16 protein-coding genes are annotated in these 19216 nt (G+C 43.8%); 3 read left to right on the plus strand and 13 right to left on the minus strand.

The features are described 5' to 3' along the window. The first annotated feature begins 295 nt into the window (after window positions 1–295). The gene (locus tag GLO7428_RS11945; RefSeq protein ID WP_015188801.1) at window positions 296–1741 is read left to right on the plus strand and encodes a sugar transferase; all 1446 of its coding nucleotides are present in this window, start codon (window positions 296–298) and stop codon (window positions 1739–1741) included. 140 nt (window positions 1742–1881) lie between these two features. Here GLO7428_RS11945 and GLO7428_RS11950 read toward each other — a convergent pair whose 3' ends face one another. The 9 genes from GLO7428_RS11950 to GLO7428_RS11990 all read right to left on the minus strand — a co-directional run bounded on the left by GLO7428_RS11950 (window position 1882) and on the right by GLO7428_RS11990 (window position 12745). After that, a complete protein-coding gene (locus GLO7428_RS11950; protein WP_015188802.1) occupies window positions 1882–3456 on the minus strand; it encodes an ATP-binding protein in 1575 nt (524 codons plus the stop codon). 186 nt (window positions 3457–3642) lie between these two features. Further along, window positions 3643–4461, minus strand: coding sequence for a protein-glutamate O-methyltransferase CheR (locus tag GLO7428_RS11955; RefSeq protein ID WP_041919113.1), 819 nt, complete (start codon window positions 4459–4461; stop codon window positions 3643–3645). A 52-nt stretch (window positions 4462–4513) separates the two neighbouring features. Next, window positions 4514–8113, minus strand: coding sequence for a response regulator (locus tag GLO7428_RS29020; protein WP_015188804.1), 3600 nt, complete (start codon window positions 8111–8113; stop codon window positions 4514–4516). Continuing rightward, the gene (gene ureG, locus GLO7428_RS11965; RefSeq protein ID WP_015188805.1) at window positions 8107–8709 is read right to left on the minus strand and encodes an urease accessory protein UreG; all 603 of its coding nucleotides are present in this window, start codon (window positions 8707–8709) and stop codon (window positions 8107–8109) included. Before ureG ends, GLO7428_RS29020 begins: the two co-directional genes overlap by 7 nt. Window positions 8710–8760: 51 nt before the next feature. After that, window positions 8761–9435, minus strand: coding sequence for an urease accessory protein UreF (locus tag GLO7428_RS11970; protein WP_015188806.1), 675 nt, complete (start codon window positions 9433–9435; stop codon window positions 8761–8763). A 316-nt stretch (window positions 9436–9751) separates the two neighbouring features. Then, window positions 9752–10183, minus strand: a complete 432-nt coding sequence (ureE, locus tag GLO7428_RS11975) for an urease accessory protein UreE (RefSeq protein ID WP_015188807.1) — start codon at window positions 10181–10183, stop codon at window positions 9752–9754. Further along, window positions 10180–11343 (minus strand): quinone-dependent dihydroorotate dehydrogenase, encoded by a 1164-nt coding sequence (locus tag GLO7428_RS11980; RefSeq protein WP_015188808.1) that lies wholly within the window; start codon window positions 11341–11343, stop codon window positions 10180–10182. The genes ureE and GLO7428_RS11980 overlap by 4 nt, the downstream gene beginning before the upstream one ends. Next, the gene (locus GLO7428_RS11985; RefSeq protein WP_041919116.1) at window positions 11331–11993 is read right to left on the minus strand and encodes a class I SAM-dependent methyltransferase; all 663 of its coding nucleotides are present in this window, start codon (window positions 11991–11993) and stop codon (window positions 11331–11333) included. Before GLO7428_RS11985 ends, GLO7428_RS11980 begins: the two co-directional genes overlap by 13 nt. A gap of 74 nt (window positions 11994–12067) precedes the next feature. Next, window positions 12068–12745 (minus strand): phosphoribosyltransferase, encoded by a 678-nt coding sequence (locus GLO7428_RS11990; protein WP_041919117.1) that lies wholly within the window; start codon window positions 12743–12745, stop codon window positions 12068–12070. A gap of 166 nt (window positions 12746–12911) precedes the next feature. Between GLO7428_RS11990 and GLO7428_RS11995 the strand changes: the two genes are divergently transcribed. After that, window positions 12912–13610, plus strand: a complete 699-nt coding sequence (locus tag GLO7428_RS11995; RefSeq protein WP_015188811.1) for a uracil-DNA glycosylase family protein — start codon at window positions 12912–12914, stop codon at window positions 13608–13610. Window positions 13611–13815: 205 nt separating this feature from the next. Here the strand turns inward: GLO7428_RS11995 and GLO7428_RS12000 are convergent, their stop codons facing one another. From GLO7428_RS12000 to tyrS, 3 genes are all read right to left on the minus strand, one after another. Then, window positions 13816–14412, minus strand: a complete 597-nt coding sequence (locus tag GLO7428_RS12000; RefSeq protein ID WP_015188812.1) for a hypothetical protein — start codon at window positions 14410–14412, stop codon at window positions 13816–13818. Continuing rightward, complete coding sequence (gene pyrF, locus GLO7428_RS12005; RefSeq protein ID WP_015188813.1) at window positions 14409–15122, minus strand: orotidine-5'-phosphate decarboxylase; 714 nt, start codon at window positions 15120–15122, stop codon at window positions 14409–14411. The genes GLO7428_RS12000 and pyrF overlap by 4 nt, the downstream gene beginning before the upstream one ends. A 100-nt stretch (window positions 15123–15222) precedes the next feature. After that, window positions 15223–16479 carry a tyrosine--tRNA ligase gene (gene tyrS, locus GLO7428_RS12010; protein ID WP_041919118.1) on the minus strand — a complete coding sequence of 419 codons (1257 nt, stop codon included), beginning with the start codon at window positions 16477–16479 and terminating at the stop codon, window positions 15223–15225. A gap of 161 nt (window positions 16480–16640) precedes the next feature. Between tyrS and GLO7428_RS12015 the strand changes: the two genes are divergently transcribed. Continuing rightward, window positions 16641–18563: a transglycosylase domain-containing protein gene (locus tag GLO7428_RS12015; RefSeq protein WP_015188815.1), complete on the plus strand. Its 1923-nt coding sequence runs from the start codon at window positions 16641–16643 to the stop codon at window positions 18561–18563. 118 nt (window positions 18564–18681) lie between these two features. Here the strand turns inward: GLO7428_RS12015 and GLO7428_RS12020 are convergent, their stop codons facing one another. After that, entirely contained in the window at window positions 18682–19005 is a 324-nt protein-coding gene (locus GLO7428_RS12020) for a DUF1825 family protein (protein WP_015188816.1), read from the minus strand. Between the last annotated feature and the right edge of the window lie 211 nt (window positions 19006–19216).

The following is a 19216-nucleotide window of genomic DNA, read 5'->3' on the forward strand; positions in this document are numbered from 1 at the left end:
TAGAGGCAATAACTGTATGTAAACGTAAAGTTTAGTGATATTACTCCCACACAAAAGTTAATAGAGCGAGGAACTTATTTTCCACAATTAAGTCCATGTCTCGGTAAACCCTCACACATAAGTGTTTTTTTATTGCACAACCTTCTCAAGACGAATTGAATAGATGTGTAAAAAAGTGTACCTTGTAGTGATGAATATTCCGAATTATTACTAGGGAAGCCGTAAATTAAATGAAGTTCTTGTGTAATGGTGACAACAAAAGATTTTCCTAGGTTCTAGGGTGGAGGTGCAGCTAATGACGTCTACGACTTCCTTATCAATCAACAAATTAGATCTCCGCGCCCCCGTATTCACGAGACTACGCAGAGGCACAGGTGTTAGGTGGCTGCGTGTTACATCATTGATGTCGCTTGATGCCACAATGTTATATACAGCATGGCACTTGGCAGAAAAGCTTGGCACCCCACTCGATTCTCCCTGGAACACAGCTTATAATCCGTTCTCGATTTTGCCAATCCTCGCAACTGAAATCGGGTTAATCGCAGCTAAAAAACTGTATGATGCAAGGCAAGAGCGGCGAGACTACTTCAATCTTGTCAAAGCGCTAACGATCGCGCACTTACTCTTGTTACTCGCAGCATTTTTCTATCAGCCGAATGGCTTTGTTTCGCGATCTACTTTCGTTTTGTCGTGGGTGTTTAGCATATCGCTCACGTTTATTGCTCGTTTTGCATTTGATAGCACTGTAGAATACGTACGCAAGCAAGGTGCGGTTTGTTATCGTACCTTTATCATTTCGCGCCCAGAAGATCGAGAGAAAGCAAATCGACTGATTGCGCGCGAAAACTGCTACAAAGTTTTAGGCTGGGCTGATGTCAGTGCTTTAGTAGCAGATAAAGATAACCTTGACGCTACAATTGAGCAGATATGCAGCTTAGGCGTATCCGAAGTCTTTGTTTGCTCGTGGGCATCGATTAAAAGCCGGATGTTTCTTTACTGGAAACTACGGAATGCCGGAATTACGCTGCATATTTTGCCAATCGATGTTGATTTAGAAGGAATTCAAAGAAACTTAGAACTCAAGATGGTGGGTGGATTACCAGCACTCAAGCTGTCTCCCCCGTTGATCACTGGTAGTGACTTTTTGATGAAGCGTTGCTTTGATTTTATCTGTGCAACAAGCTTTGTTTTACTCGCATCACCGCTTTATCTTTTAATCGCGTTACTAATTAAAATAGACTCTCCAGGTCCTATCTTCTACAAGCAAACTCGAATTGGTTTGCACGGTAAACCATTTAAGGTGTGGAAGTTCAGAACGATGGTAGTCAATGCAGATAAGCTGCAAAAAGAACTCGAAGCCAGAAATGAAAATAAAGACGGAATTCTCTTCAAGATTAAGGACGATCCGCGAATTACGGGTGTGGGTAAGTTTCTCCGCCGTTACAGCTTAGACGAGTTACCGCAACTGTTTAATGTGATGTTTGGCGAGATGAGTTTGGTGGGTCCGCGTCCGTTACCCGTGAGAGACGTCGAGAAGTTTTCGGAACATCATTTTATTCGCCAGGAAGTTTTACCAGGAATTTCAGGATTGTGGCAAGTTTCTGGTAGGTCAGATATTACGGATTTTGAACAGGTAATCCGCCTCGATGTCACTTACATGGAAAATTGGTCATTATGGTTAGATATGCAAATCTTGCTGCAAACGGTCATGGTGATTGTAGGTAAAAAAGGCGCGTACTAATATCACGTCCAGTTAAAGAATTATCTCATTAAGGCAGCAGAGGAGGGGAGGAGCAAGGGTGCAGAGGAGAAAAGTTTTTAGGCTTTATGTATAGGTTTGGAAATTAGTACTTAGCTAGTCGCAACACGGCTAGCTTTTTTTTAGGAAAGCGAGGGTAAAGATTCTAATGCTGCACCTGGGACTTTTTCTAACACAGGTAGCGTTACCGTAAAAGTTGTTCCTTGCCCTTCACCTGCACTATCAACTGCAACTGTACCATGATGTAGTTCTACTAAATGGCGGACAATGCCCAATCCTAAACCAAGCCCGCCATGGCTGCGCGTTGTAGTGCTATCGCCTTGGCGAAAAGTGTCGAATACATAGGGAAGAAAGTCAGGACTAATGCCAATACCAGTATCTTGCACGTGAATCTGCGTATGCGCAGCATCAATCGATTCTACACGTACTGCTACGATACCGCGTTCAGGAGTAAACTTAATTGCATTCGTGAGTAAATTCCAAATGACTTGTTGTAAACGTTCAGGATCGGCACAGACAAGATTGGTGTTGGTGTCAAAATACGTTTCGAGTTGAATCGCTTTCGCCTCAGCTGCTGGGCGTACTGCATTGATTGCGGCTTCGATGATGGGTATCAAGTTGACTGGACAAAGGTGCAACCGCAGTTTACCTTGAATAATCCGTGAAATATCGAGGATGTCCTCGATGAGTTGAGCTTGCGATTTGGCGTTGCGTTCGATTGTTTCGAGGGCTTTGGCAATTGTTTTTTCGTCAAACTTGCGCGTACGTAAAAGCCTCGCCCAGCCGAGAATCGAGTTTAGAGGGGTACGTAGTTCGTGGGATAGAACTGCGAGAAACTCATCCTTCATACGGTTCGCAGCTTCAGCTTCGGCGCGTGCGGCTTGCTCGTAAATGAGTTTACTGCGTTCTGCTTCTGCTTGCTTGCGATCGCTAATGTCTTCTAAAGTTCCGACATAACCAATGACTTCGCCTTTGTCACAAAGCATCGGCGACGATCGCAAATGCACCCAACGTACGGTAGATTGTGTTTGAATGCGAAACTCGTTTGAGTATTCTTGTCCACTCTGAAAACACGCAGACCATTCATTAAAAATGCGATCGCGTTCTTCAAGATGAATTATTTGCCACCAATTTTCGGTAATTTGCTCTCGCGTACACTCACAAATTATTTGACACCGCGAGTTCATATACGTACATTTTCCTGCGGGATCAATTAAAAAAATTCCGACTGGGGAACTTGCACTTAAGCGCCGAAAGCGTTCTTCATTTTTTTTGAGTTCGGCGGCTTGTCTTTCAATTTGTGCGGTTTTTTGGTACAGTTCTACAAAAACAGCAACTTTGGAAGTTAAGATTTCCGGCTGAATCGGTTTAAATAAATAATCTACCGCCCCTAGCGAATAACCTCGAATTTGTAGCGTATCACTGGTGCTAAAAGCTGTGAGGAAAATAATGGGTGTCGAGTGCGATCGCGCCCGTTGACGAATGAGTGTAGCCGTTTCAAACCCATCCATATCAGGCATTTGCACGTCGAGCAAAATGACGGCAAAATCTTGATTTAATAAGCATCGCAGTGCTTCCATCCCCGAATGCGCTTTGACAAGGTTTTGTCCCAAGCCCTCTAAAATCGCCTCCAGCGCCAAGAGATTCTCTGGATGGTCATCTACCATAAGAATATTGACTTTCGGTTCTGATGGCATTGCTTCACCTTGAATAGACAATTGGGGAGATATGGCAGTACACTCTGAAGTTCTAGCGATGAAGAGTGGCTAGTAGTTAGTCACGAGTTACTAGCCACTTTTACTTACCTTCGTAATCAACTAGATTGGGAATAAACTCTCACTTGACAATGATCTTTTTTTAGCAAATGATGACCTGAATCGCTACTAACTGATTTTTTGATAAAGTCGTTCACGACCTGCTAATTGTTTATAGTATCTTTCTCGTTGACTTAAAGGGAGTGTTTCTTGATTTCCCAACCCCAAAATGCCAAACAAGCACAAACTTTCATAAAAAAGCTTGTGGACTTGCTGCTGGAGTGACTGATTAAAGTAAATGAGGACATTGCGGCACAAAATTGCATTAAATTCATTGAACGAGCGATCGCATACTAGATTGTGTTGCGCAAAGACGATGTTTTCTTTGAGAAACGCGCGGAAAATTGCACGATCGTAGGCTGCGGTGTAATACTCGGAAAATGATTGCTTACCTCCTGCTTGTAAATAGTACTGAGTATATTCTTGCATCAGTCGCAAAGGAAAAATTCCAGCTTTGGCAGTTTTTAATACCGTCTCATTGATATCTGTTGCGTAAATGCGACAACGATGATATATTTCTTCTTCATGCAATAAAATTGCTAGTGAATATACCTCTTCACCAGTGGAACACCCCGCGCACCAAATACGAACAAACGGATAGGTTTTGAATAAAGGTATCACTTTTTGTCTGAAGGTGAGATAAAAGCTAGGATCGCGAAACATTGCAGTTACATTAACTGTCATGTAGCCAAGAAATTGCTCGAAAAAAGCGCGATCGTGCAAAACTTTTGCTTGCAGTGCTGAAACAGTAGCTAACTTCTCTAAGTATAAAATATTCTGAATGCGGCGTTTGATAGCAACAGGAGCGTAACGGCGAAAATCCAAACCGTAGTAATTAAATATACCTTCTAGCAATAGCTGAATTTCAATATCTTCAAGTTCGTTCATATTGCTAATTGCAATAGTCAACATAGTTAGTACGAATCTGGTCTCTGACCTCTTACTGATACAACCAAACACGCATGAGCGATAGCAGTTGCTCGATATCAACTGGCTTAGTAATATAATCTGACGCACCCGCAGCGATGCATTTTTCGCGATCGCCTACCATCGCTTTCGCCGTCAGTGCAATAATTGGTAGCGATTGAAACTGTTCTTTGGCACGAATTGCCTGCATTGTCTGATAACCGTTCATCTCTGGCATCATCACATCCATCAGGACAATATCAATATTTGGTGTTTGTTCTAACAGAGCAATTCCTTCTTTACCATTTTCCGCAAATAAAACGTGCATTTGATAGCGCTCTAGCACGCTTGTGAGTGCGAAAATATTGCGTACATCGTCATCAACAATCAAAACGTGTTTTCCTGTCAGTAAACTATCGCGCTGTGTTGGAGGTTCGTGACGTTTAGGTGTAGGTAAAGAGGCTTGCACGCGGTGCAAAAATAAAGCGGTTTCATCTAATAACCGTTCGAGGGAGACACCGAGTTGCAGATCGCTTCCTTGGGGTTGATCCTTGATCACGATCGCTTGTGCAATGCGCTTGAGTTCAGTTTCTTCTTGGCGTGTAAGTTCAATACCCGTATAGACTATGATGGGTAATTCGCTACTATACTGCTGTTTAATCGCTTGAATTAGCTCAAACCCACTCATATCGGGTAGCCCCAAATCGAGGATTAGGCAATCAAAATGATGATGTTGCAGTGCAATTAAGGCTTCTGCGCCCGTACCCACAGCCATCACCTCAACATCTTTGTTTTCCATCAACTCGGCAATATTTTGGCGCTGCGCGGCGTTATCTTCGATGACAAGGAGATTTTTGACTTGATGCGCGGCGATTTCTTTGATGTCAGCGAGAACTTTGGCTAAAGCTTCACTATTAACAGGCTTTTGTACATAAGCGATCGCCCCAGGAGATAAACTGTAAGTAAAATGTTCGCGTCCCGCAATTGTATGTACTGGAATGCGTTGCGTTTTGGGATGATGCTGTAGACGCTCTAGTAAGGCACTACTATCGAGATCGGGTAAGTTGATATCAACCATAATGCCATTTGGTTGAAACTGCTGGGCTAGCAGAAGTCCATCATTGGCATTTTGGGCTAAGAGAACTTTAAACCCGTGTTGTTGTGCCATGTTAAGTAAAACGCGAGCAAAGTTAAGATCGTCTTCAACGATTAACAGCGTGCGATCGCCTTGTTGAATTTCGTTGCGATCGTCTTGAAGGAAGGGGCGAGAAGTGGGGGGTGAGGGATGAGAGATTTTTTTATCTTGTTTGTTTTCTTGTTTTTCCCTCACCTCCGATCTCTGAATTTTGTTTCCTGTATCATTAAGCGGTAGATAAAGCGTGAACGTACTACCTACGCCTAACCGGCTGACAAGCTGTATATCTCCGCCTAAAAGTCGGGCGATTTCGCGGCTAATCGATAAACCTAAGCCAGTACCGCCGTATTTACGATTTGTTGTACCATCAGCTTGTTGAAACGCCGCAAAAATTAATTCGTGCTTATCTTGTGCAATACCAATTCCGGTATCTTCTACTGCGAAAGCTAACACGACATCCGCACGATTCAACGATTCTTGCTTAGGGTTCCATCCTTCAGTCGCAATATCAATCTTAAAGCTAACCTTTCCTTGTTCGGTAAATTTAAAAGCATTCGCCAACAGATTTTTTAAAACTTGTTGTAAGCGTTTACCATCGGTATAGATAACATCAGGTAAGCGATCGCGAGCAAACTCGACAGTAAATTCTAGCCCTTTGTCTTGCGCAATTTGCTGAAATGTCCGCTCAATATTGACACGCAAATCGGTTAACGTCAGCGGATTGATATCAACGGACATTGTTCCCGATTCAATTTTGGCAAGATCGAGAATGTCGTTAATGAGTCCGAGTAAGTCTTTTCCTGAAGCATAAATTGTGCGGCTGTATTCTACTTGTTTTTCGGTTAAGTTACCCGCACCATTATCCGCAAGTAATTTCGCTAAAATTAATAAACTGTTGAGCGGTGTCCTGAGTTCATGGGACATATTCGCGAGAAACTGCGATTTATATTGCGAAATTCGCTCTAATTCAGTAGCTTTTTCCTCTAAAGACTGTCTGGCGCGATCAACTTCTTCATTTTTTTGTTCTACTTCTTGATTTCGCGCCGAAAGTAACTCAGCTTTTTCTTCAAGTTCTTCGTTGAGTTGCTGCAATTCTTCGTTTGTCTGCTGTAACTCTTCTTGCTGCTGTTCGAGGCGGTGATTGCTGTTTCGCAGTTCTTCTTGCTGCGCTTGAAGTTTGATTGTTAAAGCCTGTGCTTGCTGTAGTAGTTGTTGCGTGCGCGAGTCAGAGGCGATCGTATTGAGGACAATTGCCAGGTTATCACTTGCTTGCTCTAAAAACGTCACGTGAAGTTCGCTTAGACGTTGTAAGGATGCAAGTTCAATCACGGCGCTAACTTGGGAATTAAATACTATCGGTAAAACAATAATCGTTTGCGGTGTCGCTTCGCCTAAACCAGAACGAATTCGCAGATAGTGACTTGGTACTTCAGTGAGTAAAATTTTTTGCTGCGTTAAGGCACATTGTCCGATTAAACCTTCGCCTAATTGAAATTTTTGTGGTATTTCTTCTTGATGTGCGTAGCTGCTTAGAAGTTTAAGAACTGGTTTCTCATTGCTAGTATCCATCAGGTAAAAAACACCTTGTTGGGCATTTACCAAGGGAACTAATTCAGATAAAACAGATTCAGCAACCTTCTCGATATTTCTTTGACCTTGAAGCATGAGTGCAAACTTTGCTAAGTTTGACTTGAGCCATGCCTGCTCATTATTTTTTATTGTTGTTGTGCGTAAACTCGCAATCATCTGATTAAAAGTACGAGTTAAGACACCAACTTCATCTTGGCGATTTTGTTCAGGGACACTAACAAATAAATCTCCTGCGGCTAGCTTTGTCACCACTGCTGAAACTTCGGCGAGAGGTTGTGAGATATTTTTGCTGAGAAAATAAGCAATTAAAATTAACGTGCCAAAAGCTAGAGGAATACCGAAAAGAATAGTAGAAATTGTTTGTTGCGTTGCGGCTTCGGCTAGTTGCGATCGCTGTTGTAATAATTCGCGTTCTTCTACTTCTATATCGGCTAATACGGCGCGAATGCGATCCATCAAATCTTTGCCCTCACCAGTCAGGACAATTTGTCGTGCAGCTTCCAAACCTTGGGTTTCTTGTAGCGTTAGTGTTTGTTGAATAAGTGCTATTCTGCGATTGACTAAGGGTTCTAAAGTAGCAATTCTGTTTTGTTGACTAGGATTATCCGATGTCAGTTGCCGCAGATCGTTAATGTTTCTTTCTATAACTGTAATTGCCGCGTTATAAGGCTCAAGATAGCGTCTATCTCCTGTCAGAATATAGCCTCTTTGTCCAGTTTCAGCATCTTTAATTCTTGAACTGAGGTCTTCTAACTCTGTAATAACTCGATAGCTATGATTTTCTCTGCGTGCAGTATCGACAAGCTGTGCTGTATTGCGATAAGAAACTAAGCCAATTGTGCTTAGCATTGTTAATGCCAAAGCAAAACTCGCACCTATTTTTGTCCCTATTTTTAAGTTGCTCAACATTCCTCACAATTCATGCGCACAAATTCAATAATTGTTGCGAGTCCTTCGTGAGTTTTTAAGTTAGTAAAAACAAAAGGTTTATTGCCTCGCATTCGCTTAGCATCGCGTTCCATAATATTAAGGTCAGCCCCTACAAAAGGTGCTAAATCAATTTTATTAATGACTAATAAATCTGACTTGGTAATTCCTGGACCACCTTTGCGCGGAATTTTATCGCCAGCAGCAACATCAATAACATAAATTGTTAAATCAACTAATTCGGGGCTAAACGTCGCTGCTAAATTATCACCACCACTCTCTAGAAAAACTAAATCAAGATCGCCAAATCGCTGTTCGAGTTGTTCAATCGCGGCTAAATTCATTGAAGCATCTTCGCGAATTGCAGTGTGCGGACAGCCACCAGTTTCGACACCTAAAATGCGATCGCTTGTTAATGCTTGCGAACGTACTAAATATTGTGCATCTTCCTGCGTATAGATATCATTCGTCACCACCGCTAGATCATACTTTTGGCGCATTGCTTTACACAATGCATCAACTAACGCCGTTTTCCCCGACCCGACAGGACCCGCGACACCTACTCGAAACGCACTCATAATTAGCGATTAGCAGTTGTAAGAATTTCGCTCACTATTCTAAACTCTATACTAACTACGAAATAATCTTGTATACTGGATTTCGTGTACCATACTCGCCAGCGATAATCCCCAACCGCAGCTACACAAGTCATCATCACTCAAGCTTAAAATCTCTGTTGCAGCATTCATCAGATCGGGAAATAAATTTAATATGAGTTGTTGTCCCGCCGTTTGTCCGAGTGGAATCAATTTCACTCCAGCGGTGACAAGATTCGTTGTCCAACTGTGTAAATATCCTAAAACAACTGACAATAAGGGATCTATCTTCCAGGAAGCCGCCGCAATACCAAACGCGATCGCATAATTACAAGGTTCTAGTGCATCAACGAATGGCGCTACCTGTGGTTGTAGTTGTAGAAGAAGTTTAGCGAGCGATCGCCCCATTTGCCAACTTGATAAACGTAATTCCTCGGTTTCTCGCGCCGCCGATAGCCAATCGTTCCAATAACTTAAAGCTGCAATGTTTTCACTTTGTACTGCATGATACGCCCGCACCATCACTGCGGTTTCTAGTCGAATTGCCCCATAAAGTAATTCTTGTTCTAACCAATGCTGTAAGCTTTGTGCATCGCTAATCGTACCCATATCTATCAGTGCTTCAATTCCCTCAGAATAACTGTAAGCACCCACAGGTAAAGCTGGGCTAGCAAGTTGCAAAAGATACAATATACGCTCAATTGTCATACCATTTATTGCTCATCGTTGCAGTAGACTTTCTAGATGAATCCTAGATGCCCTTCGACTTTCTTCGGATCTACCCAAACGAAGTGTGCCTTCGCACACTAAAATAACAGGAATATCAGTAATTGCACGGAGGCAAACAGGGTTTATTTAGCGGCGAATTCATTTGCGCTTCTCTTCATGTAGGAGGTCTAGTAATCCTAAATTGTTCATGAACATCTCTCCAATCTCTTTCTTTGTGACCTAGCCTAGCGACAACCCCCTTGGGGAATGCGTTCTACCCTATGCGAAGGCTACGCCAATGTGGTTCGTTATATCGCTAATGATGATGTCCATACGCACCAATTTCTGGCTGAAATGGCAACACGGCTTCGTATACTTGCGCTCCAAGTTGTTCTAGCATAGTGCGTAAAACAGGATCGGGCGACAATCGCAAATAGTCTTGGGTCACTTCTACAGGTACGTGACGATTCCCTAAATGATACGCAGCTTTCAGTAATAATACTGGAGTCGCTTTCACCACAAGCACAGGTTCCGGTTTAGCTATAACTCGCACTACAATCCTCGCATCTTCAGCTTGTAGCAAGTCACCATCGCGCAATACCGTACCTCTGGGTAAGCGTAAAAAGACAATTTCATCTTGAATTTCAAGGCGATAGCGACTCCGAGTTCGTTCTTCCGCAGTTAGTGCCAGAGTAAAATCTACGGGAATATCAGTATTCGGTGGCTGACGTTGCGTAAGTGCAATCATATGTTCTTGGTTGACTGTAATCCTACCGCATCGACAATTGAATTGAGTTTGTGTTCTTCGAGTTTAAGCAGCAACCCTTGTAAGATCCGGCTTACCATCAATGGTCCTTCATAAATCCAACCAGTGTAAACTTGCACTAGACTCGCACCTGCAATGATTTTCTCCCAAGCATCTTGCGCAGTAAAGATCCCGCCAACGCCTATAATCGGAAGTTGACCTTGTGTTTGTTGGTAGATAAACCGGATAATTTCGGTAGCGCGATCGCGCACAGGTAAACCACTAATTCCACCAGCTTCTTCGGTGACAGGTTTTCCGGTTTGTGCCAAGATTTTTGTCGTGATGCGATCGCGACTGATTGTCGTATTTGTCGCAATCATTCCCGCAAGTTTGTACCTTTGGGCTATTTCAACGATCGCCGCGATTTCTTCCCATTCAAGATCGGGGGCTATTTTGACGCAAATCGGCTTAGAAGCTTGATTTTCTTGTTGTAATGCATCCAGAATTGAACTGAGTTCTGTGGTATTTTGCAGCGATCGCAATCCTGGAGTATTCGGGGAAGATACGTTGACAACAAAATAATCTCCCAACTCTTTGAGTAATCGAAAACTTTCTAAATAGTCAGAGGCTGCGGCTTCTAGCGGGGTAATTTTTGATTTTCCTAAATTCACTCCAATTGGTATCAAATGAGAGGCGTTTTGCAATCGTTTCACCATCATTGCCGCGCCAGAATTGTTAAATCCCATGCGGTTTAAAGCTGCGCGATCTTGTGGTAAACGAAATAATCGCGGACGAGGGTTTCCTGGTTGCGCGTGAAATGTCACTGTACCAACTTCCGCGAAGCCAAATCCAAAATTTGCCCAAACACTCGCCGCAACACCATCTTTATCAAAACCTGCGGCTAAACCGACGGGATTGCGAAATTGAAGTCCCCAAAGTTTTTGTGCTAAGCGTTCATCACTCAAACACAATGATTTTTGTAATAAATTTTGCGTTGATTTTGTAACTGGATGATGTGGCGAATTTTCTAGCCAGCTAAGCGCGCTAATTGTTCTTTGATACAACCATTCTGGGTCAATTTTTAATCCAGTAAATAATACAGGTCGAATGACGAGTTTGTAGAGATCCCACTCGTGTTTTAAATTCAAGTTTAATCTTGCCACGCTCTTGCTGCTGTCCAATGTCGATCCGAAGATTGATAAACTTTTACATCGCTCAAATTGGCTTGCCCTATTAAATCACGAACCTCATCCAAAGTCAGCGCAGCATGAAGCGAGTCGCGAAATAATTTCTTTTGTTGTTCGTCATATTCTGCACCAATGCTTGCAACTAAAGCATCCATTGTCTCGACATCCGCAGGGCGAATCAAGTCACGAATAAATATCGCGCCTTGTGGTTGTAGTACGCGCGCTATTTCATGGAAAAAGCGTAGAGGATCGGGTAAGTGGTGGACTAAGCTATTAGAAATCACCATCTGAAATTGTCCGTCAGAATAAGGCATTTTTTTAGCATCAACAGTTTCCAGAAAAATCTGTTGTTCTAAGCCAGCATTTTTAACGTGCTGCAAGCCAAGCTGCAACATATTTTGAGCTAAATCAATACCCCAAATCTGCCACTGCGGACACTTTGCTGCGATTAATACCGGAATTCGTGCTGTACCTGTCCCAACATCCAGAACTTTCGCCGGAAAATGAGGTCCTAACTCAATCACACTTTCGGCAAAGGCAGTATTAACTTCTGTAAAGTCCATTGCATCGTATTCTATCGCCTCTTCCCAGCTATCCATCACTTCTGGTTCTAAAACTCGTGGCAGTGTTACTTGATTTTGACTTTGCGATTGATGTTGGATTGACATGATAATACCAATTCGTCACAAACTATTCTCCCCTACTCCTCTGCTTCTTTATGTTGCTGTAAATAAGCCAAAGCTTCTTCGGTTTCAACTTGGGGAAATTCAGCATAGAAGCGACTGACACTCATGAATGATTGCGGCGTTTCTAGAACAATCACGCGATCGCCCCACTGTTCCAGCCAAGGAATCAACCCATGAGGTGCAACTGGCGCACATAGTAAGATAGCAGCAGGATTTTGGGCTTTTAAAGCTTGGGCGGCGACAGCGATCGTCATTCCTGTTGCAATACCATCATCAACAATAACCGCGATCGCACCTTCAGCGCTCACTTGAGGACACGCAGGCGTAAGTTGGGCAAGTTGTGCTTGTGCTTTTGCCATCGCTTCTGCTAGCGCGGCTTTTCCTTGACGCGAATAAGGAATGTAAAATGGCGTTTCCTCAGCCCACAACACGTTACCATCAGCAGTAACAGCACCAATCGCCAGTTCGGGGTTCTTAGGATGGCTAATTTTTTTAGCAATTAAGATACTTAAAGGGCAATGTAATAATTGTGCGACTGGCAAACCTACAGGTATACCTCCGCGTGGTAGTGCATAGACAATTGGTTGAGCATTGATCGTTGATAAAGGTGGCTGAGTTAAAACAAAGGAAACAGTTTGCGCTAACTGTTCGCCAGCATCAATGCGATCGCGAAAAAGGGGAAAATCTGACATGAGTGCGCCTAACACCATAGCGCGACAGTCTTATTTCTATGATGACTGATTTTAGCTTTTCAGTGTGACGATCCTGAGACCGAACGCACTAGAGTAGAATTGAGGGGCAACCAGGATGCTGCGCGAAGCGCAATTGCATTTTATTTAAACTGACGCTATTTCAATCATGACTAGCAGCGAAGAGCAACTTAGTCTTTTTCAAAATCCTACTACTGATTCAGAAGCATCGGCAGCAGCGCAGCCTGAATTAATTCCCACAGACGCTAAAATTCCGATTCCCCCAGGTACGTATTCCGCGATGACGGAAATCGCACAGCATTGCAATGCTTGTCATCGCTGTGGACTTGGCGAAACTCGCACGCACGCTGTCGTTGGACGCGGAAATTTGCAAGCACCAATTATGATCATTGGCGAAGCACCAGGGCAAAATGAAGATGAAACCGGATTGCCCTTCGTCGGTAAAGCGGGGCAACTTCTTGATAAAATTTTAGCTTCGGTAAAACTTGATACAGATAATCACATTTATATCTGTAATGTAATCAAGTGCCGCCCACCCAACAACCGCGTTCCTACCACTGACGAAATTAGCGCGTGTAAACCTTACCTTCTAGAGCAAATTCGTTTGGTTGACCCGAAAATAATTCTATTTACTGGTGCAACCGCCCTCAAAGGCTTGACAGGTGAAAAACGCGGAATTACAAAGATTCGCGGAAACTGGATTGAGTGGGAAGGACGTTTATGTATGCCGATTCTCCATCCAGCATATTTATTGCGTAACCCTTCTCGCGAACGTGGTAGCCCTAAATGGCTGATGTGGCAAGATATTCAAGCGGTACGCACCAAGTTAGATGAAATGCAAAATTAGACCTTGTTTGTAAATCGCGGATGCCTGCCGACTTTCTTCAGCGCTACTCAAACAAAGTGTGCCTACGCACACTAAGAGGTAAGGAATGCCCGTTGAGTTTTGATGCGTAAGGTTTGAGCGATAGTCCACGCAGGTGGACTTCGTTTATTTAGCCGCGAATGAATTCGCTAGGCTGAATAATCAAGAATTGTAAATTTGTGACAAACTACAAATTAGTTTGACAATCGCGTAACCATGTCCGTATTGCCTGGGCAATGATGCCGTTACTACTATCTCTAGGAGGTGTCACAGGTCTTTGAGAAGGATACGACCCTGTGCGCGAAAACATGATAGCAAGTCGCCAAGTACCTTCCGCGCGCGTGAAAAACAGCCAGTGAAACTGTTGTAGTTCAACGGGTTTGCCATCGATATACTGTCGTTCGAGTGTTGTGATAAAGACTTGTTGCGGCTGTTGTGCGTTAGTTGCTTCTACGTCAGGAGTATATTCGCCAGGACCAAGCGTTAAGGGTGCAAACTCAGGGCGTCCAGCAATAATTACGTAGGTATAAATATCAACGATCGCATCGCGCCGACGAGTACGTTGACTAATCCGATTTGCATAGCTTGGTAAAGCTGGTAATAGTTGTGTGGTTAATGTTTCCACATCTTCGGTTTGGCACTGCGGCGATCGCTTCGCCAATCCTACAGATTGTTGAAGATATATACTATTTACTGGCTTTAGTCCGATAAATTCTAGGTTGAAGCTATAAGCAAGCAAGTAAACAGCGTAAATCGAAATGTGCCGCCTTCTCACAGCTATCATGACGCTGCTAACTCGTCACAAATGCGCGCCCACGCACTTTTTGGGTCTTCAGCCGCCGTAATCGGACGCCCAATCACAAGATAATCGGCTCCAGCTTTGAGCGCTTGTGCGGGAGTAAGCGATCGCTTTTGATCTCCCCCTTCTGCCCAAAGGGGTCTTACTCCAGGACAAACGAGTAAAAAGTCGTCCCCGCAAATTTGACGTAACTGCGCGACTTCTTGCGGCGAACAAACCGCACCATCTACACCTGCTGCTTGGGCTAACAGCGCCATTTGTAGCGCATATTCAGGTAACTCTAACGGAATTTTTAACTCAAACGCCAGTTGTCGCGCTGAAATACTCGTCAGGAGTGTAATCGCTAGCACTTTCGGGGGTGTCACACCGGCTGAGGTAGCACCTGCTTGTACCGCCTGATGCGCTGCGGCGATCGCATCTTTCCCTGCTGTGGCGTGAATGGTGAGCAAATCAACTCCATAACGCCCCACCGCCCGACACGCGCCCGCCATTGTGTTAGGAATATCGTGAAACTTCAGATCCAAAAAAATCCGCTTTTGCTGGTTTTTGAGTATTTTTAAGATCCCTGAACCACTATTGACAAAAAGCTCTAAACCAACTTTCCAGAAAGTAACTTCTGGTAATGTTTCGAGTAAAGCGATCGCTTCAGCTTCGCTGGCGACATCTAAAGGTACAATAATGCGTTCTGGGGACATTGAATAGGGGTCGGGGGTCAGGGGTAATTGGGTAGTAGGAAAATCGTATCTTAATCTTGCCAACACTCCTACTCTTTCACTAGCCAGCCACTCAATTTAATCACGGTACTAAGCGGACAAACTTATTTTTTCCCACTTGCAGAACTTTTTCGTACAGTTGTTCGGGTTTTTCAAACGCTAAGTCAAGTTGCGTAACGCGATCGCTATTTAATCGCACCGCACCGCCTTGAATTTGTCGGCGAGCATCGGAACTGCTTTTACACAATTTACTTGCACTCAGAATATAAAACAACTTCGCTGGAAACTCTACCTGTGATAAAGAAAATTCTGGAACAGTAGATGTATCCGTTGTTGCACCTTGAATCAGCGACATTGCGGTTTGCTGTGCTTTTGCGGCAGCTTCTTGACCGTGATATTGAGCAACAATATTTAATGCTAAGAGCTTTTGGCGATCGCGCGGATTTTCTGGTAAACGGTCTAAAGGTAAATCCGTCAACAACTCAAAGTATTGTTCCAAGAGATGGTCAGGAATTTTTTCTAACTTGGAATACATTGTCAGTGGATCTTCGGATAAACCAATGTAGTTTCCCAAAGACTTAGACATTTTCTGCGTTCCATCAGTTCCGATGAGAATTGGCATTAGTACGCCGAACTGCGGGGGAAACCCGAAGTGACGTTGCAAATCTCGACCTACCGCAATATTAAACTTTTGGTCTGTACCCCCTAATTCGACATCAGCTTCGACCGCCACCGAATCATACCCTTGCATAATCGGGTACAAAAACTCATGCAAGTAGATAGGGTTTTCTTGGGCATAACGTTCCGCAAATCCTTCTTTGGCTAACATCTGCCCGACAGTCATCGTGGAAAGTAACTCCAAAATTTTCGCCAGATCCAACTTGGAAAGCCACTCGGAGTTGTAGCGAACTTCTAGCCTGCCTGGCGTGTCAAAATCTAAGATAGGACGCAACTGATTTAAGTATGTTTTAGCATTTTGTGCCACAATTTCATCACTCAGTTGCCGACGGACTTCTGATTTACCTGTTGGATCGCCAATTCTTGCAGTAAAATCGCCAATAATGAGTACTGCTGTATGCCCCGCATCTTGAAAAGCTCGGAGCTTTCTATAAGGAATACTATGACCAAGGTGAATATCGGGACTCGTAGGATCGATACCCAGTTTGACGCGCAAAGGTCGATGCGTATCTGTCAAGCGTTTTTCGAGGTTTTCCAGCGGATCGTCCGAATGCACTTGTTCAGGAAAAATCTCGCTGACACCACGGCGTAGCCACGTAAAATTTTTTACGGCATTATCAGTCGTCGGTTGAATTTTGGTTTCTCCTTGGCTTTGCGTCATACTAGGAACTTGATAGCTAAACTGGTCTTCATATAATTGATTCAGGATCGCGTGTATTCTCATTCGCTCAGGTGTCAGATTACTATAATTGCAAAAAATATTTGTTTTTAGCGCATCACTCAATTTCAACCCTTGTCTACAAGTGAGGAAGTTAAACCGCCGTGTCTTCTAGTATTGTTCATAAAAAACAACAACGAGGCTCTTCACCCAGTTATCAGTTTGTCAAAGAAGTCGGTCAGGTAACTGGCGGTACACTATTGGCAATTACAATGCTGACGAGTGCTGTTGTAGCTGGGGGATTAATTGGGTTAGCAACCAGTTTCCGCAACCTACCCGATGTCAGAGCTTTACGTAACTATTTTCCCTCAGAAACGTCTTATATTTACGACATTAAAGGTAGACTACTTGCCAGCATTCACGGCGAAGCGAACCGCGAAGTTGTACCTTTAGACCGTATTTCGCCAGACCTCAAACGTGCCGTTATGGCGATCGAAGATAGCCACTTTTATTATCATCACGGTATCAATGTTGGCAGTGTTGGTCGGGCGTTACTGGTGAACTGGCAACGCGGTGCTGTCGCGGAAGGTGGTTCTACCGTCTCGATGCAGTTGGCAAGAAATATTTTCTTGACACAAGAGCGGAAATTTAGTCGCAAAGTTGCCGAAGCTGTCTTAGCCGTTCGCCTTGAGCAAGTTCTGAGTAAAGAAGAAATTTTAGAGTTGTACCTCAACCAAGTTTATTGGGGACACAACAACTACGGCGTCCAAACCGCAGCCCGAACGTACTTTAATAAATCAGCCGCGAATCTTAACTTGGCTGAAGCCGCGATGATGGCAGGTTTGATTCAAGCCCCAGAGCAATATAGTCCGTTTAATAACATGGAACGGGCAAAACAACGTCAGGAAATTGTGCTCAATCGAATGTTGCAGTTGGGTTGGATTACACCAGAAGAAGAAGCCGCAGCGCGTAACACGGAAATCAAACTCGGTCGCATCCGCTCATTCCAAGGTAGTGCGATGCCTTATGTCACAAATGCAGCCGCGCAAGAATTAGCTAAACGCTTTGGTCGCGATGCGGTACTCAAAGGTGGAATGCGCGTACAAACGACTGTCGATGCTGATATGCAGCGGATGGCAGAAGAAACTGTCACAACTTGGCATAAACGAATTCGCGCGCAGGGCGTCAATGGCGATCAAATGGCATTAGTTGCGGTCGATCCGCGAACTCAGTTTATCAAAGCTCTCGTTGGTGGTGTCGATCCCAGAAAAAGCGAGTTTAACCGCGCGACTCAAGCACAGCGTCAGCCTGGTTCAGCCTTTAAACCGTTTGTGTATTACGCAGCGTTTGCCTCTGGCAAGTATACTCCTAACTCAATTGTGGAGGATACCCCAGTTAGCTACAACGATGGTAGCGCTGAACGCTATATACCTAAGAACTATGACAATTCCTTCCAAGGACCAATGTCGATTCGCAGAGCCTTAGAAGTTTCGCGAAATATTCCGGCAATTAAAATTGGACAAGCTGTTGGACTGAATAAAGTTATTGAAATTTGTCGGGTTCTGGGAATTAATAGTCCAATGGAGCCTGTCATTTCCTTACCCTTAGGCGCAATTGGCGTAACACCACTCGAAATGGCTAGCGCTTATGCGACTTTTGCGAATTATGGTTGGCACTCGCCGCCGACCGCGATCGTCCGTGTAAGTGACAGTAGTGGTAATGTATTACTCGACAATACACCTAAACCTCAACTCGTACTAGATCCTTGGGCTGCGGCTTCACTTAATAGTGTAATGCAAGGAGTCATTACCAACGGTACTGGTAGAGCAGCACAACTTGACCGTCAAGCTGCTGGTAAAACAGGAACAACATCTTCAGAGCGTGACATTTGGTTTGTCGGTTATGTACCACAGCTAGCAACTGCCGTTTGGGTAGGAAACGACAATTATCGACCGTTAGGTAAAGGCTCGACTGGCGGTGGTTTTGTTGCACCTGTATGGCGTGACTTTATGCAAAAAGCTTTAAAAGATCAACGAGTAGAGTATTTCCGCTCGCCTTCGCAGTTTCAACGCCCTAGTGCTAACTAATAGCGCGAAGAGGGGTTAAGGATCAGGGTAAAAAACAGAAAAAGTTACAGTTAAACTCAGTAGGCTTTGTGTCAAGGTTAATTTTCTGACCTCTGACCTCCGACCCCTGATCCCTATTTTATGGCTGTTTATCGACTTCTGCTTTCATCCGTTCCAGTGTTAGATTCATCTGGTCAAACATCTGCTGTGGTGTCATTCCAAACTGTCCTAACTGCGTTTGCAGTTGCTGCGCCGTCATTTGAGCCATAAAGTCTTCTGATAGTTCAAAGCGCTTCATAAAAATGCGATAGCGCTCCATCAAAGCTTCCATTTGCTCAATAAACATCTTTTTACCTTCACGGTCAAACTTGCCGTAGTTCTGCCCAAGTTTGATTAAGGCTTGGTAATCTTCAAAAAGCTGCTTGGCTTCTTGTTGAACAATCTCAGAGTCAAAAAATCCCATGGCACTTATGTTCAACTGAGTGCTATCACTCAGGAGACTTTACTGTTGCATTTGGTATCATTCTAGTCTAAACTCAAATGCTACGCTTCATCGTATTGTTGTCGAGATTTCACTACTTGACAAACTATAGGGATCAAAGGTCAAAGATTAGAGGTTAGCTTTGAAAGCGCTGAAATAGTCCAGCGAGTTTAGATTACGTAAATAACGCTTG

Source organism: Gloeocapsa sp. PCC 7428 (assembly GCF_000317555.1).
GTDB lineage: Bacteria > Cyanobacteriota > Cyanobacteriia > Cyanobacteriales > Chroococcidiopsidaceae > Chroogloeocystis.